Below are 23,665 nucleotides of genomic sequence, written 5' to 3' on the forward strand. Positions count from 1 at the left end.
TCGCTTAAAAAGCTAAATTTAAATAGCAATTTTTTATAAATTTTTACTCCAGTTTCATAAAAGTTATAGTTATAAATATAAAGCAAACAAAAATTTAAAATTCGTTATTTTTCCATAAAATTCTATATGTTTTACGAGAAAAAATTTGTATAATAAACCCTTAAAATCTAAACCAAGGAGGATATAGATGAATTTGCGTAGCATCTTAGTCAAGGTCTCAGCGATCATCGCTTTAGTTCTTGCCATTTGTATGGCTTGCTTTGTATTTTTTATATCACATGTCTTAGAGCGTGAGATCAAGGAGGGAGTAGAAACAACTATTCAGCAAAACGTTGCGCTTGCGATGGACACAGTTGAGCTATTTGATGAAGATAACGAAGATAATGCAAAACTATATATGCATGTCTTAAAAGAGGCTTTAGGTAATATAAGAGCCACTAGCCAAACCATAAAAACAGAAAACGACGATGCTGTAGAGCTTATCTCAGATAAAATGGGCGTGCTAAATAACAACCATGAGATATCTGATAAGATCAAAAAGCTAACAAACGGCGGTATCCCAACCATCTTTGCAAAATCAGGCAATGAATTTGCTGCTGTATCTACCTCACTTTTACTAGATGATGGCAGTAGAGCGCTTGGTATGCTAAATAAAACGATCTATCCAAAGATGATGAACAAAGAGACATATGTGGGTGCTTTAAATATTTTTGGTAGAAACTACATGTGTGTTTATGAGCCAGTCGTTCAAAACGGCGAAGTTGTAGCAGTTTTATTTATAGGTTACGACTTTACTGAAGGCCTAGAAGATCTTCAAAAGACAATGGCACAAATGAAGCTAGGCGAGCGTGGCTACTTCTCAATCTTTAATACAAAGACAAATGTCTATGACATCCACCCAAAACTAGCTGGCAAAGCACCAGAAGGTCAGCTAAAAGATATAGTTGATGACATAGTAAAAACTAAAGAAGGTGTCAAACTCATAAATGTTGATGGAGTTGAGAGAGTAGTTGCCTACGAGCCATTTGATAAGCTTAACTGGATCGTGCTTGGCTCAGCTGTTACTGATGACTTTTTAACACCTCAAAAAGTGGTTAGCAAAAACTTCATCATAGCAAGCATTATAGTTACATTGCTTCTTATCATAGTATCTATCTTCTTGCTTAAAAAGCTAGTTGCAAATCCTATCGATAGACTAGGAGCAAATTTAAATGCTATAACATCTGACTTTACTCTTAAAATCCCGATCTACGGCAAAGACGAGATAGCTAAAATAAGTAATGATATAAATAACTTCATAGAGCGCATAAGAGTGCTTATAAGCGACACTAAAAACCTCTCAAGTGAAAACAGTTCAGTTGCTAACGAGCTAAGCTCTACCTCACTTCAAACAGGCAAACGCGTAGAAGAATCAACCCAGATCGTTGAAGAGACAAATCAAAGATGTAAGTCTATGCAAGAAGCTATGAAAGAGTCACTTTCAATTGCTCAAGCTGGCAAAGATGACCTTCAAAAGGCAAGCACTCATATAAAAACAGCTACTGAGGCTATCAGAGCCCTATCATCTCAGATCATAGACTCTGCTAATGTAGAAAATCAAATGGCTGGCAAGATCGAGCAGCTTAGCCGTGATGCTGAGCAGGTTAAATCAGTCCTTGTTGTTATCAACGACATCGCTGATCAGACAAATTTACTTGCACTTAATGCAGCAATAGAAGCAGCAAGAGCTGGCGAGCATGGACGTGGCTTTGCAGTTGTTGCTGATGAAGTTAGACAGCTAGCTGAGAGAACTCAAAAGTCTCTAACAGAGATAAATGCAACCATCAACGTTATCGTTCAAGCGATCAATGATAGCAGCGAGCAAATGGGCATCAACTCTAAACAAATTCAAGAGCTAACCCATGTGGCAAGTGACGTTGAAAAGACTATAAATGATATGAGCGCAACGATGAATAACGCCATAGCGATGTCTGATAAGACTATGCAAGACTACATCGCAACTGGCAAAAATGTAAATGAGATCATGGATGGCATCTCAGAGATCAATCAAATTTCATCTGAAAATGCTAGAAGCGTCGAAGAGATAGCTTCTGCGGCTGAGCATCTAAATAAGATGACAGATGCGCTAAATACTAAACTAAGTGTCTTTAGAACTTAAGTTTTTACCTCTTAAAATTTAAAATTTAATGTTTTTAGGTCTAGCTTTGGCTAGACCTTTTTAAATTTAAACCAGCTAAATTTAGCTAGCCACACTTTTAAAACTATCTTTAAATTTACACTACTCAAATATATTTTTATGCAAAATTTCTTCTAGCACAACCGTGGCGTATGAGCCCTTTTGAAGTGTGAAATTTAAGCTAAAATGAGCGTTTTCTTCGTTGTATTTGTAGCTTGTATTTTCAAGATACGCCCAGTTAAAGCGCCTTGAGCCAGCGATCTTTGAAGTAAGCAAAACTGCCTCAGCGAAAATTTCATCCTCAAGCTCTTTTGCCACGCCGCTTGCCTCATAGGCCTTTGCGCCGACTATGAGACCAAGGCTTGTGATATCACGCCTAGCAAATCTTTGCGCCTCTTGATCTAAATTTTCACACAAAAAGAGCTTGCCAAATGGATAGTGCCCCAAGACCTCTCCTGGCAAAAGCTTAAAAAAGCTCTCCTGCACCTTCATCGCCTTTAGATCATCCTTGCTAAAGTTTTTATAAATTTCGCCTAGCTCACTTAGGCTAAAGTCGCTTACAAACCTTGAAATTTCAACCCTTTTGCTAAGATAGCGGTTAAAAAGTTCGCTTTGATAGGCTGAGATCAAAAAGTCATTTAGCTTTACATTTTTGCTCTTTTTGCCATTTATCGTGCCGTTTTTAAGTAGCTCCAGCCCAGTTGTAGCATTGTCGCCAAATTTGCCAAAACGCTGATAGCCAAAGTAGTTTGCATAGCCCATCTTATCGATGCTGGTAAATGCCTGCTCTAGCTTTTTAGCGCTACTTGGCAGCACCTTTTTTAGGCGGATGAAAAAGCTATTGCCCTTTAGATGTCCGATGCGAAGCTTGTTTTTGTGCACGTTTAGGTTTAAAATTTTCATCTTTTCATGGCTAAAGTTTGCAAGCACGCTCTCAAATTTACGAGGCATCGAAATAAATTGCGTAGTCATGCCTTGCTTGTCCTTTAGCCCAGCATAGCCAAAGTCTCGCATCTTAGCCCCTGTAACCTCGCTTAAGGCGTGCAAAGCGTCGCTTGTCGTCATATCTTTTTTAGAAATTTCAACGATCAAGTGCTCGCCATCACCGCTAAATTCATAAAGTGGTATCTCGCGCACGACAAAATCATCTGAATTTTTAGAAAAATATGCCTCGATGGGCGCATGAGTGAGCGCATAGAGCGGCTTAAAAGTGGTGGCTTCTTGCATTTTGTCTTAACCTTTTGTGTGAAATTTTGGCAAAAATCGTGATCTTTGTCCTAGTTTTTGCGGCAATCCTTTTTATAGCGCTTAAATTTTTAGGGCTAAAGGTAAATAAAACCTCGTACTCCTCGCCACTACTAAGCTCAAATTTGCTTAGTTTTTTTGTAAATTTAGCACCCTTTTTGCTAGCCTTTAAAAGCTTGCCAAGGTCGGTATTTAGCCCGTCCGATATGTCCATGGCAGAATTTAGCAGATGAGCTACTTTGTAAAAAAACTTATCTCTTAAAACGGGTCTTTTAAAGCGTGAGTTTTTAGAAATTTGAGCTAGTCTTAGAAGCGAATTTAGCCCCTTTTGACTGCCGCCAAGCTTGCCAGTAAATGCGACTAGATCGCCAAATTTAGCATTTTTTCTAAGCACAGCCCTGCCCTTTAGCTCGCCGATCACGCTGACGCTTATGTTTAAAATAGGGCTACTTATCGTGTCGCCGCCTATTATCTTTACGCCAAACTCCTCGCACGCCCTATTTATGCCGCTAGTTAGCTCGCTGATCTGCCGGGGCGTGAAGCTTTTTGGCAGGCTAAGTCCAAGAAGAGCAAATTTAGGCTTAGCATTCATCACGATCGTGTCTGAGAAATTTACGATCATCGCCTTGTAGCCGATCTCTGCAAGGCTTAGCCAACCAAGCTTAAAGTGCGAATTTTGCGCAAATATATCCTTGCTAAAGACCATTTTGTCAGCAACCGCCGCGTCATCGCCGATATATTCGTTACTAAAGCATGCAATCGTAAAATTTTCTTTATCCATTGAGCTATTATAATGAAACTCCTTTTAAATTTAGGATAAAATAAGCCCAAAAAAAGGATACAGATGCAAAGAGTTGAGATTTTTAGATTTGATGCGAAAAGAGATGTTTTGGCATATTTTAAGCCCTATTTTTTAAAGATTTCAGACTTTGCAAACTTAAACGAGCTTTTTGCCCACGTAAAGAGCATAGACCCCTATTTTAGCCCATTTGAAGGCTTTGTCAAGGTAAATGGTGTCGTAGTTAGCACCGCCCAACCACTTGCAGATTTAGCTCAAAAACTTGGAGACGAGCTTTGCATCGCCCCGCTTAGCGAAAAAAGAGCGGTTTTAGACCTTGCCATAAATGATGATGATTTTTGGGCGAAATTTGAGCCATTTGCTAGCTTTTGCAAAAGAGCTGACAAAGAGCTTTACGCTAGCTTTAAGCCCTATTTCTATGCTGATTTTGTGAAAGACTATGAGCCAAATTTTGTTGGCGCTGCTGCGATAATGCTAGCTCATCATCTTTACAAAAACGAGAAAAATGATGAAATTTTAAAGCTTGTTAGCGCTAAAAATGGCGTTTTGATAGCCTGCGAGCTTGATGATCTACTCTTTGAAGGTAGCGAAAAATACACTGAAGCGATTGATTTTTTCAAAGAAGTTTTAGGCGTAAAAGCTGCACAAAAACATGAAAACGAGTTTGAAAAGATAGAAAAACTTAGCAAATTTAATGATTTTAAAATAGCCATAAAAGATAGACTGCCCGCAAATTTAAGCAGTCACAGGGCAAATTTTATAGAGCTAAACGCCAAAACGCCTTGTGGATATGATCTTTTAAAAGTCGATGAAGAGCTAGCTTGCAAGCTTGCTAGCAAGATCATTTTTGCTGCATTTGATAGTGGGGCTGATTTTTTACTAGCTAGCAATGAGACCGAGTTTTATATCTTTGACACGCTAGCAAAAAAGCTTGAGAAGTCTGCTAATAGAAGCTTGCAAGACTTTTACGTCCTAAGAGCGAGCGAGCTAATGGCGCTTGAAAATGGCGAGATACCAAGTGGCCTAAAAGAGCATGTTTTGAAGGTTGGTTTGGTAAATTTGTGAGCTAAATTTACTACGTCAAATTTAATGCCTTATGGCACTTGTGCGATTTTAAATCTTGTATTTAGGGTTTATATTTTTTCTAAAAACAAAAAACAACATCCAAAACAAGCCATTTTAAGCTCTTGCGAGTTTAGACAATGCTTTGATAGCTAGCAAAGATACGCCATGGAGTGATTGCCACCAAAGCCAACAACAAAAGCCAAAAGTACTTAAATCAGAAAGTGTTTTTAAAAGCCAGACAGCAAATTTACAACCTAATTGTAGATAAATCTAAAATTTAAGAGTTTTAAAGCCTCCATAGAGCCTATTAAATTTAAATTTTCAAATGTTTTATTCTAAATTTTAACCTCTCATGCGATCTTTGCATATTTGAAACACAGGTAAAACTTGTAAATTTTATTTTTATTACGAACAACAGAGCTCTCCCCCTAAAAGCAAGACGTCGGTATCTAAAGGTAAATTTTCAAACTAGACTTGTCAAATTTATGATCCATTTTTACTAGCCACTTCTAAAATTTATACTTACATTTCCCTTGCAGTAGCAAAATGGCGAAATTTACTCAAACTAACAAACCATCATTTAAAACTTAATCTAGTAAAATTAATGGCTACATCTAAATTTATAACACCGCAGCCTATCACACCACAATAGCGCGTGCCAAAACAACCAAGCAGATCGCTATTTAATGCCCCTATCTAGCAAATTTATAGCCCAAATTTACTAGCTTTTCTAGGTATTTCTTGTAAATTTGTTCTCTTGCACTAAATTTGTTTTAAAGCAAAAGACCGGCAGGCAAAGTTTTACATTTCAACACAAAACAAGCACGTAGCCTAACTTAAAATACTGTAAATTCCACAAGCTCACTATTTAAATTTAATCCAATGCACTAACTTTAACTATTTAAAAAGTTAAAAATATTTGCAAAAGTCAGCTAGTAAGGCTTTTATTTGCATCCAAAATTGCCAAAAGCAGGCGTAATGTAGCTTTTTAAGGCTTGTAACTTTATTAAATTAAAAAGCTTTCACACTTCTGATTTTTAAATTTAAATGTTTATACGCTCATCACAACAGATCCAATTTAAATTTTACTAGCGCACAACTCTAAATTTTACCTCCAATAAGGCAAAATCATATTATTTTGCATAATTTTATACATATTATTTTTAGTATTTTAAGAAAATTGAAGTGCTAAATTTAAAAATTTGCATTTGCTGGTGTAAATTTTGCCAACCAAGCCAAAAACCGAAAAAAAAACAGATAAATTTAACTAGAAATTTTCATAAAAATGGTAAGAAATTTTATGCTATGATATAAAAATAACCTTAAACTAAGCTATTTTTAAGTGCAAAACCTGATCCATTTTAAATTTAAAAGCAATTTTATCAAGCCAAAACTACTGAATCAAATTTAAAGTCTAGCGATAAAGGGATTCGTCGATACGACTATAAGCGAGCTTGAGCGATCACACCGGCTTTTATGCGCCGATCAAACCATTTTTAGCGATGGCTACGGCCAGCAAACAGGGAGGCAGCATTTCATACGACTGCGACTGGCAAGTAGCCGCTTGAATATAACTACATGGGCTGGGCGACTGAGCGCATTTTCTTGCCACTTTTGCGCACGAGCATGCCAAAAGCCACTAGGCTACAACCCTACCCAAATATCTCAAATTTATGAAATAGCTCTGGCTCATCTTTTACTACGCCACGCCTCACAAGCTCAGCCACCACTTCGCGCTCGCAGTCAGTTTGCATAGGCCAGCCACGAGTATAGCCCTCCAGCTCACTCTTACTCGTCGCATCCACGCAGAAATTTTCGCCATCTGTGTAGATATCACGCAAGGCATCAATGTTATTTGTCACGCGCCAAAGTAGCATATATGGGTTTTCTAGGTAGTTTTGCATATCCACTACGACTAGAAGCTTGAAAAACTCCCTAAATTCCAAAAGCTTAGAAAATAGCTCTTTTACAGGGCGATCTTTCTCAAATTTCACCACACAAATAGGCGTTTTACTCTGCTTTTTAAACTGCCTAAGCTCTTTAATATTTGGCGCAACGCTTTGAAATTTAGCCAAAAGCTCATCATCGCTTAAAATTGCAGGGCTAAATTTACAAAAGTCCTGTGTTGCGTCGATGCCTAGCTTGCCACCAAAGCACGAGTTTGGACTGGCGTGATCGAGCTGGTCGCACACGCCCTGGCTTATCAGCACACTCTCACTACCAAATCTATCAAGCACAAAGTCCGCAAATTTGTCGTATTCCGCTAACTCTGGCGCATCGTTACCCACAAAGAACGCATGCTTTACAAAGCTCATCTGCCCAACTCCCCAAAACGCGTGCATCGCCTGCTTTGCGTGCGCTGGATAAAGGGCGTTGATCTTGGCTAGGATAAGGTTGTGAAAGACGCCATTTTCAGGCATATTGTAGTCTAGTAGCTCTGGCACGGTCGTTCGCAAAAGTGGTAAGAAAATGCGCTCAGTCGCCCAGCCCATGTACTTATCCTCAAGCGGCGGCTTGCCAACCACGGTCGCATGAAATACGGGGTCTTGCTTGCTCGTTATCGCCGTGACCTCCATCACTGGAAACGGCTCAACTGGCGTGTAAAAGCCAGTGTGATCGCCAAATGGCCCCTCAAGCTCGCTCTTAGTCGTATCGACAAAGCCCTCTATAACGTAGTCTGCGTCATACGGGACGTAAATTTCATTGGTTAGCGACTTTACAAGCTTGGCTGGTTCTTTGCGGATAAAGCCATAAAGTAGCAGCTCAAAGACGCCCTTTGGTAACGGCGCTTGAGCGCACCAGATGTAGAGTGGATCGCCACCGATCGCCACTGAAACTGGCATCTTACGACCTGCGCGCTTATACTCGTGAAAGAAATTTGCGCCGTCTTTGTGGATCTGCCAGTGCATGCCAAGGCGATTTTTATCATAAATTTGCAGTCTATACATGCCTAAATTTTGCAGCGCGCCGTCTAAGCTTTGCGTATAGACCTGCCCCATCGTGATAAAAGCACCTCCGTCATGCGGCCAAGTCTTTAGCGCAGGCAGGCTCAAAAGATCGGCCTGCTCGCCCATAAATTTGACCTGCTGGCACTCGCCCTCGCCCTTTAGCCTTTTTGTAAATATCTTTCTCATATTAAAAAGATATGATAAAAAGTCAAGCTTTTCTTTGAAATTTTCAGGTTTTTTAGGCTTTAAAAGCTTTTCTATCTCAGCTGCGATCTCGTTAGGATCACGACCAAAAATAAGCTCAAGCGCCCTTTTTGAGCCGTAGATATTTGTAAGCACTGGGGCAAATTTACGCCCAGTTTTTTTGCAGACTGGATTTGTAAAAAGAAGTGCTTGCGAGCCCTCGCGCTTAACCTCGATGTAGCTAGCGTGCGCGATCTCTAGGTCGATATCCGTTGGCTCCTCGATCACCCTAAGTAGGCCGCTATCTTTTAAAAGCTTGATGTAGTCCATATTTTTCCCTTAAATTTTCAAAGATGATAGCCAAAATTTACTTTATTTATCGCAGGCACCAATGGCTCTTAAAATAGCGATCATACCTTCGGCTGCCACGTCGTTTGTGATCTTGCCGGCGTCATTAAAATAGTAAAAATTCATCGCCCTAGCGCTAAATTTACGCCCAGTCGCCGCAACGCCCGCAAAGTCGTGCTCATGCGTACCCGTGCAGAGCCAATACACCGCCACGCAGCGCTCGTCAGCCACCATATCTTGCATCGCCCACTGCACATCAGGAAAGCTATCTCGCATCATCTTTACTACCGCAAAGTAGCCCTCACCGCCGTAAAGCGGCTTAGGCGAAGCAGGCGTGAGAAACGGCGCTTTTGGATCCACCAGCTCTTTTAGAGCCTCCACATCTGCGCTGTTTATAGCCTTTTCAAAGCGCTTCATTGCAGCTTTATTTTGTGATATTTTATCCACGTTTTGGCTTGCTGCATTTAGCGCGCCAGGTAGCGTCACAGCTCCCGAAATAGCGGCAAATTTTAAGCAATTTCGTCTTTTCATATCTTTCCTTGTAGATTAAATACTATTTGAAATTTAGCAAATTTGGGCTAAATTTGTCGTTTTATTGCGATTTTTAATAAATTTTATAGAGAGATATGCAAAATTTACCAAAAATAGGCGATCACGTCTTCGTAGACAGAAACGTGTTTGGCGTAAAGCTTTACGAACATCACGGCATTTACGTCGGAGATGATATGGTCGTGCATTATAACGGCTTGGCGCGTGGGATCGTGCTTGAAAAGAGCTGTTTTGAGGAGATCTTAAGCAACGTCGTGCCGCTAGATAAACGCAACATCGCAAAGGTAGAGATGACTAGCCTCGAGGAGTTTGTTAGCGGCGATACTTGGCAGATAAAAGAGTACACAAATGCGCCATTTAGCGGCCAGAAGGTGGCACTCCTGGCTAAAGAGCGCATAGGCGAGCAAAAAGCTGCAAGCCAGCCTAGTTATCCTCTACCTGTTCTAAGTCGTCTTAAAAAGATACCATTTTGAGTTTAAAGATAGCCGTTCTAACATTATAAACTCGCTCGGACTCATCTGCGGCAGATTAGATTCGTTTTCCACGCGCATAAAGCCCACTACGTTATCTGTTATGCCGCCTACGGTAAGCTCAAAAACTCCGTCGTCGTACGACGCATGAGATAGATGTAATCGCTTTACGAATTCGTTTGCCGCCACTTCGTCCTTTTGATATAGCGCAAATAGCTCTTCAAATTTTGCCTCATTTTCGCGTCCGAATTTTAGCAATGAATTATCGCTTGCCAAAACCAGCCTTAAATTTTCTATATCCACGTCCATTGCTCTAAGTTGCGCCTTTTCCGCCTCGCTCGCAACTTCATAGCCCTTTATCGTTGCCTCTATGATGCCGGTTTGCGCGAGCGATCTGAGCGCATAAATACCGTCTTCTTTAGCAAAAATGTATAGATCAAGGGATGCGCCGTTTTTAGAAGTGAGCCAAACGCGAAATATCCCACTAAATTCGCTACTCCTGCCGAGTTTGGCGACTTTTATTTCGTCAAATTTGTCGGATGAGTAAAAATTATTTTTTAAGCGATCTCGCATCTCACCCTTAAAATAGACGTTTTTATCGAAATTTTTATCGGTAAAGAGCGAATAAATAAGCTCTAAATCTACCTGTGCAAAAAGCTCTGACATCAAAAACGCCAAAATAAGCGCTTTTCTCATATATTCGCCATCTCTTCAGCGCGCTTTAAAAGCTCTTTCGCCCCTTTTTCTATAAATTTATGCGCTAGCTCCTTGCCGATGCTTTGAAATTTATCTTTGCTAGTCTTTAAGCTATCTTTTATATACTCGCTTCCATCAGGCAGGCCAACGATCGCATCGATAGAAATTTCATCGCCTTTTAGCCTTGCGCTTATGCCTATTGGCACTTGGCAGCCACCCTCTAAAACGCTTACAAAATCACGCTCGATAGTCGTTTCGATGACCGCATTTTCGTCGTTTAGAAAGTCAATCTGCTCTAAAATTTGCTTCTCATCTCTAGCCTCGACGCCAAGAGCACCCTGACCCATCGCAGGTATCATCTCATCAAAGCCAAATGTGTAGATGTGCGCCACTTCAGCCTTGATATTTAGGCGGTTTATGCCAGCCATCGCCAAAATGATCGCGTCAAATTCGCCCTCTTTTAGCTTTCTAAGTCTAGTTTGCACGTTTCCACGAAGCGAGATGATCTCAAGATCAGGCCTCATGATAAGCAGCTGCATCTTGCGGCGCAGGCTCGTTGTGCCGACTTTAGCGCCGTGCGGTAGGTCGCTAAATTTAGCAAATTTCTCACTTATCATCGCATCTCTGGTGTCCTCGCGTGAGCAAATAGCCGCTAGTTTAAGCCCTTCTGGAAAGACTACTGGCACGTCTTTTAGGCTATGCACGGCGATGTCAGTCTCGCCTTTTAGCATGCTATCTTCAAGCTCTTTTGTGAAAAGTCCCTTGCCACCGATCTTGGCTAGTGGCGTGTCAAGGATCACGTCACCCTTTGTCTTCATGCCCTCAAGCACGACCTTCACGCCCTTGTGCTGCGCCTCGATCCTAGCCTTGATATGCTCGCTTTGCCAAAGTGCTAAGATGCTCTTTCTAGTTGCTATTTTTATCTCTTTCATCATCTCTCCTAATTTACTCTTTTTGGCTCTTCGATGACCTCAACGTCGATGATCTCGCCCTCATTTTCTCTTGGGGCGTGCTGGCTAAAATTTTGAAATTTAAACTCCTGATAGCTCTCATTTTTCGCTGCATTTTTCTTAAACACCAAAGAAAAAAAGACCACGGCGATACCAAAAATGTCTGTCAAAATTCCTGGCAAAAAGAGCAGAGCTCCGCCGAAGCTAAGCCCTAGCTGACTAAATAAATTTCCGCCAAGAAAGCTTTTAAATGCCGCTTGAGGCGAATTTAAGCTAGAAAATCCAGCATTAAAAAGAAGTGCGATGCCCACAAATCCAGAGACCAGCACCTCAAGAAAGTAGTTCAAAAAGCCAAATTTATCAACAAAAAGATAGATAAAGACCGCTTCTATCAAAAAAAACAAAAATGCGAAAAATCTCATAAGCTTTCTTTTATCTTTCTAAAGGCGTCGTTTGCGTCGATCGTTTCTTTGCTTAGCCCATCTCTTGTGATAAACTCGACCTTGCCATTTGCAAATTCTTTACCCACAAGCAGCGCATAAGGAAAGCCGATAAGTTCAAAATCATTCATCTTAACGCCAAATCTCTCGTTTCTATCATCAATTATAACGCTAACGCCAGCTTTTTTAAGGCTCTCATAAAGCTCAAATGCAAATTTAACGCCCGCTTCATCTTTTAAATTTGAGATAATGATCTCCACATCAAACGGCGCGCACTCTTTTTTCCAGATGCAGCCTTTCTCGTCGTGGCTAGCCTCTATCATCACAGCGATAAGCCTGCTGATACCAATGCCGTAGCAGCCCATCAAAAATGGCTTTGCCTTGCCGTTTTCATCAAGATATGTCGCGTTCATCGCAGCTGAATATTTATCGCCTAGCTGAAAGATATGACCGACTTCTATGCCTTTGCTAAGTTTTAAATTTCCGCCACAAGCTGGGCATTTATCGCCCTCTTTTACCTTTACAAGGTCTTTAAATCTCTCCTCGTTAAATCCGCTAACACTAACGCCAACAAAGTGATAGTCCTTCTCGTTTGCGCCGCATATCATGTTATTTACGCCCCTTAGCTCGTTATCTATGAAAAATTTCACATCTTTTAGCCCAACTGGCCCGCAAAATCCAGCAGATAATCCAGCTTTCGCCACGTCAGCCTCGCTAGCATCTACTAGCTCAAGCGCCTTGCAAGCGTTTTGCGCCTTTGTCTCTTGAAGCTCGTCATCACCCCTTACGAAAAAGACCACGACCTCCTCTTTATCCTCATAGATCGCCTTTTTCATAACAGCTTTTATGCAGTAAAACTCGCTAACTTTAAAAAACTCAGCGACATCTTTTATAGTTTTTGCATTTGGCGTTAGAAATTTAGCCGCGTCCGCCTCTGGCGCTTCAGCCTCGCTAACTCTTGGTTTGCGTCTTGCCGCCTCGACGTTTGCAGCGTATCTGCAAGCCTCGCAGCAAAGTATGTCGTCCTCGCCGTTACTTGCAAGCACCATAAATTCTTTACTGCCACTTCCTCCTATGGCTCCGCTATCAGCCTCTACGGCTCTAAAATTTAGCCCCAAACGAGTAAAAATCTTACTGTAAGTTGCCTCCATAAGGTCAAACTCACGCTTAAGATCCTCTTTGCTAGAGTGAAAGCTATAACCATCTTTCATCGTAAATTCTCGCCCTCTTAGCAAGCCAAAGCGTGGCCTTGCCTCGTCACGAAATTTAGTGTTTATCTGGTATAAATTTAGTGGTAGCTGCTTGTAGCTAGTCACCTTGCCACGCACCAAAGCAACGGCTGCCTCTTCGTTTGTCGGGCTTATGACAAAGTCATTTTCTTTTCTATCTTTAAAGCGCAAAAGCTCCTTGCCAAAGACGTTGTAGCGGCCACTTTGCTTCCAAAGCTCGCCTGAAGTGACCACGCTAAAGCTCACCTCTAGCGCTCCAGCCTCGTTCATCTCCTCTTTCACCACACGTGAAATTTTATCGTGCATGATCTTTCCAAGCGGCAGATAGTTATAAAGCCCAGAGCCGATCTGCTCGACAAAGCCACCTCTTATCAAAAACTGATGGCTTGGTAAAGATGCATCTTTTGGCGCTTCTTTGGTAGTTGGGGCGTAAAATTTACTAAATTTCATCTATATCTCCTGCTTGAAAATTTTGTTCATCTTTTATGTCAAATAAAAATTTAACTCCGTTTGAAAGCTCGCTCGCTCTCTCCTCGTCTGCAAGCCCTTTTAGCTTCATCGTTGGCTGGTGCAAAAAGGCTTTAAAGACTTGATGAATGAGCTTTTGTGCCTCATCATAATCGCTATGTTTTAAATAGCCCTTTTTCATCGCCTTTTCTAGCTCATTTTTCGCGCAAATTTCAGCCTGCTTGCGGATTGATTTTATAAGAGGCACGCTCATATCTTCTTTTAAAGTCTTTAAAAACTCACTCGTGTCTTGACCGACGATCGAGTAGGCCTTTTGCGCCTGTTCCTCTCTTAGGGCTAAATTTTTACGCACGATCTCCTCTAAGCTATCGACCGTATAGACGCTGATAAGCTCCGTGTTTAAAAGATCGATGTCTCTTGGCACGGCGATATCAAAAAAGTATCTGTGAAATTCTCTTGGCTCGATGATCTCTCCTGTGATGATGGCGTGTGGGGCTGCGGTGCTTGAGAAGATGAGATCGTAGCTATTTACGTATTCTTTTAGTTTTAATATGCTATCCCAGCTCGCGCTATCTCCTAAGCTATCAACTAACTGCTCAACGCGCTCGGAGCTTCTGTTTATAATGATCACCTCTGCGCCACTTGATATGAGGTGCTTTGCTGCTAGCTCGCCCATCTCGCCAGCGCCCACGACGATAGCCGTTTTGCCCTCAAGCGTGCCAAAAATTTCTTTTGCTTTTGCTACGGCGACGCTTGAAACTGAGATTGGGTTTTTAGAAATTTGAGTTTCGTTTCTAACCTTGGCAGCGCACTTACATGCGTAGTGTATGATCTTGCTGATATCTTCGCCACATGAGTTGTTATCATAGGCAAATTTAAAGGCATTTTTTAGCTGACCAACGATCTGTGTTTCGCCAACGACTAGGCTATCAAGCGAGCTTGCCACAGCAAATAGGTGGTGTGCAGCACCGCTGTTTTCGTAGATGTCAGCTCTCTCATAAAGCTCATCTTCAAAAACGCCTGAAAATATCGACATACACCTGATGATATGAGCAGTGGCAGCCTTTACATCCTCCACGCTAGCTATGATCTCGACGCGGTTGCAGGTGTTTAGCACCATGCTCTCTTTTATGTTTTTGTTTGAGTTTATCAGCTTTAAAATTTGCTCTTTTTTCTCGTCACTATCAAATGCAAGCTTTTCTCTGACCGAAATATCAGTGTTTTTATATGTAAAACTTATGTCTAAATAGTGCATCAAAATTCCCTATCTATCATGCTTTTTATGATCCCTTCAAGCTCAGCGTTTTTATACTCTTTTATCGCTTCTATCGCTTCATTTCCAAGCCTTTTTGCCTCGTTTATGGCTTTGCTAACTGAACTAGTTTTATCAAAATTTTCTTTTAACCACGAAATTTCGCCCTCGTCAAGCTTCTTTGTCCAAAGCGATCTAAGCTTTGCTTTGCCAGCCTCGTCCAGGCTCTTATAAAGATAAATGTATGGAAGTGTTGTTTTGCCCTCGACAAAGTCATTAAGTGCTGGTTTGCCAAGCGTTTTTTCATCTTGAGTTATGTCTAAGATATCATCAACGATCTGAAATGCAAGACCTAAATTTTTGCCATAAAGTCCAAATTTCTCACTATCTTTGCCAGCTAGCTTTGCCCCACAAATAGCCGTAGCTTCTATCAAAACAGCTGTTTTATAGTAGATCATTTTTAAGTATTCTTGCTCGTTTTCATTAAAATTTTCAGCCATTTTCACATCCATCATCTCGCCGATGCTTAGCTTGCTGACCGCGTCTGAAACGACAGCTGCGATGCTTGGATCAAATTTTGTAAGCTCAAAATAAGCCTTTGAGTAGAGGATGTCACCTAGCATGACTGAGTTTTTACTGCCAAAAAGTGCGTTTATGCTTGGTTTGCCGCGTCTTATATTTGCCTCGTCTATGACGTCGTCGTGTAGCAAGCTTGCAAGGTGAATGAGCTCGATGATAGCGCAAAGTTTAAGCGAAATTTCACTCTCGCCTGCGATCTTTAATAGAAGTTTTGAGCGAAGCTTCTTGCCTGAGCTTATCTTTAAAAACATCTCAAACGCCTCTTTGTAGCCAAGCTCGTTTATAAATTTGCTCATTATTTCATCGATTTTATCCATTTTTATCCTTCTATTTATCCTCATGTGGATCTCTAAAACCCACATCCACACGCTTGCTCTCATCTAACAGCGCCACCCTAAAATGCGCCTTTTTGTCCCTAAAATCAATAAATGATATATAAAGGCTCACGCTCTCGTTTGGTGGCATCATAAAATCAGGCAAAACTCGCTGCATGTAGGTGTTTTGTCCTTGTCTTAGCGAAAAGACCATCTGCCTTGGATAGCGCCTAAAAAAGCTTTGCACAGTGATATTTGTGCTATCAAATAGCGTCCAACGAAAGTCAAATGTTTCAACTCTTTGAGTTTTTTTCTCGGTTATAAAGACCCGCGCCCACTCATCTTTTTTAAGCTCAAATGTATGCACCGAATTTGGATCAAAATTTGGCTCTTTTGCAAAAAGAAGAGCGGCTAGCAAGGCTATGAGCGCAAAAATTCTACTCATTTTGGCTTAAAATTTCTCCGCTTAGCTCGATATATAGGTCATTTACTCCGTTATAAATTTTATCTTGCTCTGAGAATATAAAATTTCTGATCTCATCTTCGCTAACGCCATGCTTTTCGCAAAGCTCGCTCATAGCTACAAATTTCTCAAAAATTTTATCTATCTCGTTTTTAACCAAAACGGCATTTGCGTTAAACAAAATGTCATAAAATTTATCCCTCGCACTGCCCTCAAATATATCTATCATCGCTGTTTCTTTGAAATTTTCTTAAGATTATAGCCAATTAAAACTAAGTTAAAAATTTAATATTATCTCCCACACTTCGCTGACATTTTTAGCATTATAAGTCGCGGTTTTGCTCTCCTCGCCAAATCCCCAGCAAACTTGCACATAAGGCATATTTGCATTTTTAGCAGCTAGCTCGTCTTTTAAGCTATCTCCAACAAAGATCGCCCTGCTCGCCCCAGTTTTTTTAACAGCCAAATGAAGCATCGCAGGATCGGGCTTTTGCGGTATCTCTTTGCTAGCGCCGATGACCTCGTCAAATAGCTCATAAATTTCATTTTTCTTTAAAATTTTCTCTAGTGTATCGTGCGGTGCGTTGCTTGCCAAAACAACCTTATAGTGAGCATCTCTACACTTTTGCAAAAGCTCTTTTACGCCATTATAGGTAGTCGCACACTCATCGTAAAATTTCTTAAATTTCTCTTCAAAGCCCTCTTTTAAGCTCCTGCTTGGCGTGTCGATGCCGTAAAACTCAAGGGCTAAATTTCTACCTGGCTCGTTGATCGCTTTTATGATAAATTCTTTTTCAAGTGGCGGCAAATTTAGCTCACCTCTTACTTCATTTACTGTTTTATATATCGCCTCACCACTATCGATCACCGTGCCATCCATATCAAAAATAACTACTTTCAATCCTCATCCTTAAATTTATTTTTATGTTTTTCTTTCTTATATGTCTTTTGATTTTTTAGCTTATCAAGTAGATTTGCCGCCTTTAAAAGCTCCTCTTTTGAGGCATTTTTGATAAGCAAATTTATAAAATTTTCTAGCGCCTTTGAGTATGGCTGATCAAGATAAACAGCCTCTACTTTTTCGATGACTTTCGCATTTTTCTCAACTCTTTGGCGAAATTCGCTCTCGTCAAAGTCATCTCTTTTTAGCCCGTTTATCGCTGATTTTGCAAATTTTTCTAGCGCACGAAGATATTTTACACGCTTAAATTTGTCCGTGACTTGGTTCAAATTTTTCCTTTTTTTTGGCAAATTATATCAAAATTTGATTTTATCCCCTAAATTTTGGCTTTGCTAATGTATAATTTACGCCAAAATTACTTAAACAAGGAGCAAAAATGAGGCAAGAAACCGCTGCAATCCACGTAGGCTACGACACAAACGAGGGCTTTGGCACGATGGCTGTGCCTATTTTTCAAAGCACAGCTTATGACTTTGGAAGTGCCGAGACAGCAGCTGCTAGGTTTGATCTAAAAGATAACGGCTACATCTACACAAGACTTAGCAACCCAACGACAGATATCTTTGAAAAAAGGGTTGCCGCACTTGAGGGCGGAGCTGCTGCGATAGCGACTGCAAGCGGTCAGTCAGCTTTGTTTTACAGCATCATAAATTTAGCCCAAGCAGGCGATAATATCATCATCGCTAAGAAAATTTATGGCGGCACGACAGTGCTTTTTACGCACACGCTAAAAAGATTTGGCATAGAGGCTAGAGTCTTTGACAGCGACACTGCTGATGATCTGGAGAGTTTGATAGATGATAAAACTAGGGCTATATTTTTTGAAACGCTTTCAAATCCGCAAATTTCTATCCCAAACATCGAGAAAATCGTAGAAATCGCAAACAAATATGGCATCATCAGCATCACCGATAACACCGTGCCAACGCCTATCATCTTTCAGCCACTTCGCCACGGCGTCGATGTTTGCGTGCATAGTGCGAGCAAATATATGAGCGGTCAAGGCCTTAGCCTAGCAGGTGTCGTTGTAAGTGCAAACCACCTAAACGAAAAACTAAAAGGCAACAAACGATATGAGCACTTTAACACGCCAGATGCAAGCTATCATGACATCGTCTATGCCGATATGACGGATCGTTTTGATATCTACACGCTAAGAATGAGGCTTGCTATCGTGCGCGACATCGGCGCTGTGATCTCTCCGTTTAACTCTTGGCAGCTTATACAAGGGCTTGAAACGCTCGCTGTTAGGGTTGAAAGACACTCGCAAAACGCGCTAAAAGTGGCTAAATTTCTAAACTCTCACAAGCATATAAAAAGCGTGGCTTATCCAGGGCTTGCCGATAACGTAGATCACGCAAAGGCGCAAAAATACTTTAAAGATGGCATGGCAAATGGACTATTTTGCTTTGAGACTGATAGCTTTGAGCGCGCAAAAAAGATGCTAGAGCGCGTAAAACTCTTTAAGATCGTGGTAAATATCGGCGATACAAAATCGCTCATCACGCACCCAGCCTCGACAACTCACCAGCAGCTAAGTAGCGAAGAGCTCATCAAAGCTGGCATCACAAAAGAACTGATAAGAGTTAGCATAGGCCTTGAAAACGCCGAGGATCTGATAGCTGATCTTGCTCAAGCTTTAGAATAAGCCAAAAAGTCAAATTTCTAGCTCGCTTTGGGCTAAAAATTTGACTCATCTTTTAAACCTTGCATATACTCTTACCACAAGAAAAATTGATCTAAATTTTCTTCTACGCTAGAAAATACACCACACTGCAAGCCTTTTGTTAAAGGTCTATCAAATTTTAAAATTTCTTGAACGAGTAATTTCGGCTCTAAAATTTGAGCTAAGCGGCAAGCGAAGTCAAATTTTAGTAGTCAATTCTTGCGAGTGAATGTAATTTTAAAATTTGATAGATAGTAAATTTCTATTTTTGAAATCACGACTTTAAATTTATAAGCTCTTTTATTCAAAAGGGAGGCAAGGGGACTTGAATTTTGCTTCGCAGGCTCGCAACTGCAGGGCAGACACGAAGTCCGTCCCCTTATCCCCCTTTTTAAATCCCCCAAACCCCTCGCACGTTCAAAGGGCATGCGATGGCACTATCGTGCCGCATGTGTTTTTATACCAGATAAGCTCACACAAATTTTAAAATTTTATGAACGAGTAATTTCAGCTCTAAAATTTGTGCTAAGCGATGAGCGAAGCCAAATTTTAGTAGTCAACTCTTGTGAGTGAATGTAATTTTAAAATTTGCAAAATAGTAAATTTCTATTTTTGAAATCACGACTTTAAATTTATAAGCTATTTTATTCAAAAGGGAGACAAGGGGACTTGAATTACGAGGCCGTCCCCTTATCCCCCTTTTTAAATCCCCTAAACCCCTCGCACGTTCAAAGTGGCATGCAATCGTGCTGGCGCACTGCATGTGGCTTAAAAACTCTAGTAAATTTTAATAAATGTTTAAAAGAAATGGTGCAAATTTGTAGCAAAATCTCTTATTAAATTTATCTCAAACGATATCTTCAAAGACTTCAAATTTATCTTGATTTACAAGCATCTCAAGCAAGACGCCGTAGTTGTCTTTTATCTCATCTTGAAGTTTTATAGCAAGCTCTTTTGCGTCTTTTCCATCTTTTGGATAAGTAACTACTAGATCGATCGGCTCAGCGTTTAAAAACTCTTGTATGCCAGTTAGTAGCTCGCTAGCGCCTCTCTCGTTTGTACCGTGAAGTACGACCACGTAGTGTTCGTTTTCTCTTATGACAACGTCTGTTTGCCTTAGGATTTTTTCAAAAATTTCGCCATATTCTTTACTATTTGGCAAAGAAAAATATATCAAAGATAAATTTTTCGCATAGTCCTTTACGTTTTTGTATCGCTTTATAAAAGCTATCTCAAGATCGATTATTGATAAAATATCAACTGCCGAGAAGATTTTTGCCGCCATTTTTACACTCCTTTTTTTTGCGGTTTTGATTTTACGCCGCTATTATATCTTGTAAATTTTCAAAAATAAAGACATTCATTCCATTTTTGTATTCATAGCCAAATTTTAGTCCATGAGCCTCAAGGATGTTGCTAACTATATATAAACCTAGACCAAAGCTCTTTTGTGCATCCTCGCCTTTGATAAATGGCTGGATGTAAAAGTCAAGCTCATTTTTTAGCTTCTCGCCTTGGGTTATAAATTTCATATGATCCTTGCTAACCATGATATTTACGTGCTTATAGGTTGAGTACTTTATGCCATTATCTATCATATTTTTTATAGCTACTGAAAATAGCTTAAAATCAACCATCACCCTAACCTCATCAAGCTCGCTGATACCAACATGCTCTTTTTCGATCATCGCTATATCTATCGCCTCATCGATAAGGTCTCTCATAAGACAAGGCGTCTTGTTTGTAAGTCCTATCTTTGAAGTAATCTGCTCGATCGCCGCAAGCTCGTTTATCAAATTTTCAAGCTTGTGAAAGACAGAGATTAGTCTCTCTTGATTTTTGCTTTTTTCTATCATTTGCGCAGCGATGAGACCTTTTGTGATAGGCGTTTTTAGCTCGTGCATGATATTTCTTAAGAAAAGATGTCTTGAGTCATTTAGTGCCTTGATCTGGCAAACCGCTCCATAAAACGCCTCTGAAACTTCAGAAATTTCATCCTTGCCGTTGCCGACATTTTGCACGCCGTCAAGCTCGCCATTTGCAAATTTAACGATCTGACGCTTTAGCTTTCTAAGCGGTTTTATCTTATAGATGACAAATATATAAGCAGCCAGCAAAATGACCGCAACTACGGCAAATACAGCCTTTATCACCTCATATCTATATGGCTGAAATTCTTTATCCATCAAAAGCTTTAGCTCGTCTAAATGCTCGATCTTTAGGTAGTGATGCTTGTCGTAAAGCAAGATAGCACTAGATCCTAGATCACTTGAAATTTCTTCTAAAACAGCTGCATTTTTTAAAATTTCTTCTTTTTCATTTTTGGCGGTGATCTCTGGCATGTCGATGTTTGAGAGCTGACGATCGTACTGGGCTTTGTTTATGATGCCACCCATGTAGAGCAAATTTGTCCTAGCGACGTTTGAGTATTTGTTATTTAGCTCTCTTGTGTAGTTTTGCTTATCAAAGCCCATAAGCCACAAAAAGGCTAGAAATATCGAAACGAGCGCAAGTCCAAAGATAAACGTTATCGTGATAAATATAGAAGATCTTGGCATCAAAGAACCAACTTATAGCCGATGCCGCGGATCGCGTGGATGTATTTTGGCTCTTTTGGATTTTCATTTAGTTTTTGGCGAATTCTGCCGATGATGACGTCGATACTTTTGTTTGAACTATCTTCATTTATGCTCTCGCAGTTGTAGATGAGCTCCTCTCTAGTGACCGCTCCGCCCTCTTTTTGAAGCAGGTATTTTAAGATGTCATACTCTGCCGCGGTTAAATTTAGCACGCTGCCTTTAAATAAAATTTCTCTCTCAAACTCTTTTAATACCAAGTCTTTGTTTAAATTTCTTGCCTCATTTGCAGGGGCGATACTCTGCCTTCTTAGATGACTTTTGATGCGAGCAAGAAGTTCTTGTGGGTCATAAGGCTTTGGCAAATAATCATCCGCGCCGTTATCTAGGGCATTTACTTTGTCTGTTATATCGTGCCTTGCGCTTGAGATGATTATAGGGATGTTATGCCTTTTTCTTATCTCTTTGCAAACCTCTAGTCCGTCCATGCCAGGGAGCGTAAGATCAAGGATAACTAGGTCAAATTCGCTCGTGTTTAGAGTAGATAGTCCGATATATGGCTCCTCAGCCGTCGTCACTTTTATGTCGTAGTTTTCTAGGTATTCAGTTAAAATTTCAGCAAGCTCCATATCATCTTCTATCATTAAAATTCTAGTCATGATCTTTCCTGTTGTAAATTTAATTTTTAAGGATTATAGCAGATAAAGGTTTTAAAAATTTAAAAGAGTTAAGAGCTGAAATTTCAGCTCTTAAGTGGTTATTTTATAACAAGGCCTTGCATGATGCCACCGCGGTTTATCCACACTAGCGTCTTTTTGCCTTTTGCGTTTTTAACTGTGCTTGCAAATGTTTGAAGATCTTTTATGCTCTCTTCGCCAACTTGAACGATCACATCGCCTCTTTCAAAGCCAAAGTCTTCAGCCTTTGAGCCAGATTTTACGTCAGTTACAAGCACGCCTTGAGTATCTGGGCTGATCTTATACTTAAATCTTATCTCATCGCTTAGATTACTAACGCTAAGACCTTCTATGATGACGCTTTTTGTCGCATCTTTTGCGTTGTGATCCATATTTACAAGCTTGATTTTTGTATTCATCACCTTATTTGATCGCTCGTAAGTTATATCAACGCTGCTATTTGGAGTTAGTGAGCCGATGAAATTTTTAAGATCATTTGCGTTTTTGATAGCTTTGCCGTTTGCAGATATGACCAAGTCACCTCTTTTTAGCCCTGCTTCATCTGCTGGCATGCCCTGCTCTACGCCGCTTATTAAAGCGCCTTCTTTATTTGTGTAAAGCTCTTTTTGCTCATCAGTTAAATTTGCGATCGTAACGCCGATAAATCCACGCTCGATCTTACCGTCAGTTATCAGCTTTTTAGCGATATCTTTTACCATATTTGATGGTATGGCAAAGCCTATGCCGTTGTTGCCACCACTTTTTGAAAGTATGGCTGAGTTTATACCAACTAAATAGCCCCTGCTATCAACCAAAGCGCCGCCTGAGTTGCCAGGGTTTATAGAGGCGTCTGTTTGGATGAAATTTTCATATTGATTAAGTCCGATATCATCTTTATTTAGCCCTGAAACGATACCTTGAGTGATGCTCTCGCCCACGCCAAATGGATTGCCTATGGCAAAGACAACATCAGCATCAAGTAGCTTTGATGAATCAGCAAATGTTATCGCATTTAGCCCATTTGCCTCTATCTTTATGACGGCTAGATCAGTCTTTGGATCGCTGCCGATTAGCTTTGCTTTATACTCTTTGCCGCCCTTAGCCAAGGTCACAACGATCTGGTCGCTATCTTCGATGACGTGGTTGTTTGTAACGATGTAGCCGTCATTTGAGATGATGACGCCAGAGCCAAGAGAGGTTGTTTTTTCTTTCTCTTTTGGTTTTGCAAAGTTAAATCCAAAAAATTCATTAAAAAACGGGTCATTAAACATCTGCTCGATGCCAGCGTTGCTTACTGTTTTTGTAGTCGAGATATTTACAACTGAAAGTTTTGCCTGAGCGATAGAGTCATAGTATGAGAGCACACTATTTTTATCACTTAACGGCGAAACTCTAGTTACATCTTGGTTTGCTTCGTTAAATTTAATATCAGCTCCCATTAGCAAAGAAACCGCTGCTAATGAAATTAGCATAAATTTTTTCATTTTTTTCCTTTAAATTGAAAATGTCTTGAAATTATAAATAGAGCTTAAAAATAAAATCTTAACGCTTTTTTCTCCTTTGTAAATAAAAATAAACTTGACTTGCATAGACTAAAGTTTTGTGATATAA

22 protein-coding genes are annotated in these 23,665 nt (G+C 40.3%); 4 read left to right on the plus strand and 18 right to left on the minus strand.

Features of this window, described 5'->3' with window-relative positions; genetic code table 11:
- Positions 1 to 250: 250 nt before the first annotated feature.
- A complete protein-coding gene (locus F3G88_RS04495; RefSeq protein WP_411160870.1) occupies positions 251 to 2,158 on the plus strand; it encodes a methyl-accepting chemotaxis protein in 1,908 nt (635 codons plus the stop codon).
- Between the two features lie 120 nt (positions 2,159 to 2,278).
- On the opposite strand, the gene truD is transcribed toward F3G88_RS04495, so the two are convergent.
- Entirely contained in the window at positions 2,279 to 3,403 is a 1,125-nt protein-coding gene (truD, locus tag F3G88_RS04500; protein ID WP_103616755.1) for a tRNA pseudouridine(13) synthase TruD, read from the minus strand.
- A complete protein-coding gene (locus F3G88_RS04505; protein ID WP_103616756.1) occupies positions 3,381 to 4,202 on the minus strand; it encodes a thiamine-phosphate kinase in 822 nt (273 codons plus the stop codon). The genes truD and F3G88_RS04505 overlap by 23 nt, the downstream gene beginning before the upstream one ends.
- Positions 4,203 to 4,265: 63 nt before the next feature.
- Here F3G88_RS04505 and F3G88_RS04510 point away from each other — a divergent pair, with 63 nt between their 5' ends.
- Positions 4,266 to 5,285, plus strand: coding sequence for an HdrB C-terminal domain-containing protein (locus F3G88_RS04510; protein ID WP_149715476.1), 1,020 nt, complete (start codon positions 4,266 to 4,268; stop codon positions 5,283 to 5,285).
- A 1,652-nt stretch (positions 5,286 to 6,937) separates the two neighbouring features.
- Here F3G88_RS04510 and F3G88_RS04515 read toward each other — a convergent pair.
- Both F3G88_RS04515 and F3G88_RS04520 read right to left on the minus strand, forming a co-directional pair.
- A complete protein-coding gene (locus tag F3G88_RS04515) occupies positions 6,938 to 8,746 on the minus strand; it encodes a menaquinone biosynthesis decarboxylase (protein ID WP_149715477.1) in 1,809 nt (602 codons plus the stop codon).
- Between the two features lie 42 nt (positions 8,747 to 8,788).
- The gene (locus F3G88_RS04520; protein ID WP_223228730.1) at positions 8,789 to 9,295 is read right to left on the minus strand and encodes an ester cyclase; all 507 of its coding nucleotides are present in this window, start codon (positions 9,293 to 9,295) and stop codon (positions 8,789 to 8,791) included.
- 95 nt (positions 9,296 to 9,390) lie between these two features.
- Here F3G88_RS04520 and F3G88_RS04525 point away from each other — a divergent pair, with 95 nt between their 5' ends.
- A complete protein-coding gene (locus F3G88_RS04525; protein WP_223228731.1) occupies positions 9,391 to 9,786 on the plus strand; it encodes a lecithin retinol acyltransferase family protein in 396 nt (131 codons plus the stop codon).
- On the opposite strand, the gene F3G88_RS04530 is transcribed toward F3G88_RS04525, so the two are convergent.
- Genes F3G88_RS04530 through F3G88_RS04575 form a run of 10 tightly spaced genes read right to left on the minus strand, consistent with a single transcriptional unit; the run spans position 9,757 to position 17,404 of the window.
- The gene (locus F3G88_RS04530; RefSeq protein WP_149715478.1) at positions 9,757 to 10,479 is read right to left on the minus strand and encodes a hypothetical protein; all 723 of its coding nucleotides are present in this window, start codon (positions 10,477 to 10,479) and stop codon (positions 9,757 to 9,759) included. The genes F3G88_RS04525 and F3G88_RS04530 overlap by 30 nt on opposite strands.
- Complete coding sequence (hemC, locus tag F3G88_RS04535) at positions 10,476 to 11,411, minus strand: hydroxymethylbilane synthase (RefSeq protein WP_149715479.1); 936 nt, start codon at positions 11,409 to 11,411, stop codon at positions 10,476 to 10,478. The genes F3G88_RS04530 and hemC overlap by 4 nt, the downstream gene beginning before the upstream one ends.
- A gap of 8 nt (positions 11,412 to 11,419) precedes the next feature.
- Positions 11,420 to 11,851, minus strand: coding sequence for an FxsA family protein (locus tag F3G88_RS04540; RefSeq protein WP_149715480.1), 432 nt, complete (start codon positions 11,849 to 11,851; stop codon positions 11,420 to 11,422).
- The gene (locus F3G88_RS04545; protein WP_149715481.1) at positions 11,848 to 13,548 is read right to left on the minus strand and encodes a proline--tRNA ligase; all 1,701 of its coding nucleotides are present in this window, start codon (positions 13,546 to 13,548) and stop codon (positions 11,848 to 11,850) included. The genes F3G88_RS04540 and F3G88_RS04545 overlap by 4 nt, the downstream gene beginning before the upstream one ends.
- Entirely contained in the window at positions 13,538 to 14,821 is a 1,284-nt protein-coding gene (gene hemA, locus F3G88_RS04550) for a glutamyl-tRNA reductase (RefSeq protein ID WP_103631231.1), read from the minus strand. The genes F3G88_RS04545 and hemA overlap by 11 nt, the downstream gene beginning before the upstream one ends.
- Positions 14,821 to 15,714, minus strand: coding sequence for a polyprenyl synthetase family protein (locus F3G88_RS04555; protein ID WP_149715482.1), 894 nt, complete (start codon positions 15,712 to 15,714; stop codon positions 14,821 to 14,823). Before F3G88_RS04555 ends, hemA begins: the two co-directional genes overlap by 1 nt.
- 10 nt (positions 15,715 to 15,724) lie before the next feature.
- Positions 15,725 to 16,156 carry a hypothetical protein gene (locus F3G88_RS04560; RefSeq protein ID WP_149715483.1) on the minus strand — a complete coding sequence of 144 codons (432 nt, stop codon included), beginning with the start codon at positions 16,154 to 16,156 and terminating at the stop codon, positions 15,725 to 15,727.
- Positions 16,149 to 16,403 (minus strand): DUF2018 family protein, encoded by a 255-nt coding sequence (locus tag F3G88_RS04565; protein WP_103621346.1) that lies wholly within the window; start codon positions 16,401 to 16,403, stop codon positions 16,149 to 16,151. Before F3G88_RS04565 ends, F3G88_RS04560 begins: the two co-directional genes overlap by 8 nt.
- A 48-nt stretch (positions 16,404 to 16,451) precedes the next feature.
- Positions 16,452 to 17,075, minus strand: a complete 624-nt coding sequence (locus tag F3G88_RS04570; RefSeq protein ID WP_149715484.1) for an HAD family hydrolase — start codon at positions 17,073 to 17,075, stop codon at positions 16,452 to 16,454.
- Entirely contained in the window at positions 17,072 to 17,404 is a 333-nt protein-coding gene (locus F3G88_RS04575) for a hypothetical protein (RefSeq protein WP_103569806.1), read from the minus strand. Before F3G88_RS04575 ends, F3G88_RS04570 begins: the two co-directional genes overlap by 4 nt.
- Before the next feature lie 107 nt (positions 17,405 to 17,511).
- Between F3G88_RS04575 and F3G88_RS04580 the strand changes: the two genes are divergently transcribed.
- A complete protein-coding gene (locus F3G88_RS04580; RefSeq protein WP_149715485.1) occupies positions 17,512 to 18,783 on the plus strand; it encodes an O-acetylhomoserine aminocarboxypropyltransferase/cysteine synthase family protein in 1,272 nt (423 codons plus the stop codon).
- Between the two features lie 865 nt (positions 18,784 to 19,648).
- On the opposite strand, the gene F3G88_RS04585 is transcribed toward F3G88_RS04580, so the two are convergent.
- The 4 genes from F3G88_RS04585 to F3G88_RS04600 form a co-directional block, all read right to left on the minus strand.
- Entirely contained in the window at positions 19,649 to 20,086 is a 438-nt protein-coding gene (locus F3G88_RS04585; RefSeq protein WP_021085477.1) for a nucleotidyl cyclase domain-containing protein, read from the minus strand.
- Between the two features lie 31 nt (positions 20,087 to 20,117).
- Entirely contained in the window at positions 20,118 to 21,359 is a 1,242-nt protein-coding gene (locus F3G88_RS04590; RefSeq protein WP_149715486.1) for an ArsS family sensor histidine kinase, read from the minus strand.
- Positions 21,359 to 22,036 carry a response regulator transcription factor gene (locus F3G88_RS04595; protein ID WP_103608858.1) on the minus strand — a complete coding sequence of 226 codons (678 nt, stop codon included), beginning with the start codon at positions 22,034 to 22,036 and terminating at the stop codon, positions 21,359 to 21,361. Before F3G88_RS04595 ends, F3G88_RS04590 begins: the two co-directional genes overlap by 1 nt.
- Before the next feature lie 98 nt (positions 22,037 to 22,134).
- Complete coding sequence (locus tag F3G88_RS04600; protein WP_149715487.1) at positions 22,135 to 23,538, minus strand: Do family serine endopeptidase; 1,404 nt, start codon at positions 23,536 to 23,538, stop codon at positions 22,135 to 22,137.
- Positions 23,539 to 23,665: the final 127 nt, after the last annotated feature.

The organism is Campylobacter concisus, assembly GCF_902460675.1.
GTDB classification, from domain to species: Bacteria; Campylobacterota; Campylobacteria; order Campylobacterales; family Campylobacteraceae; genus Campylobacter_A; species Campylobacter_A concisus_AJ.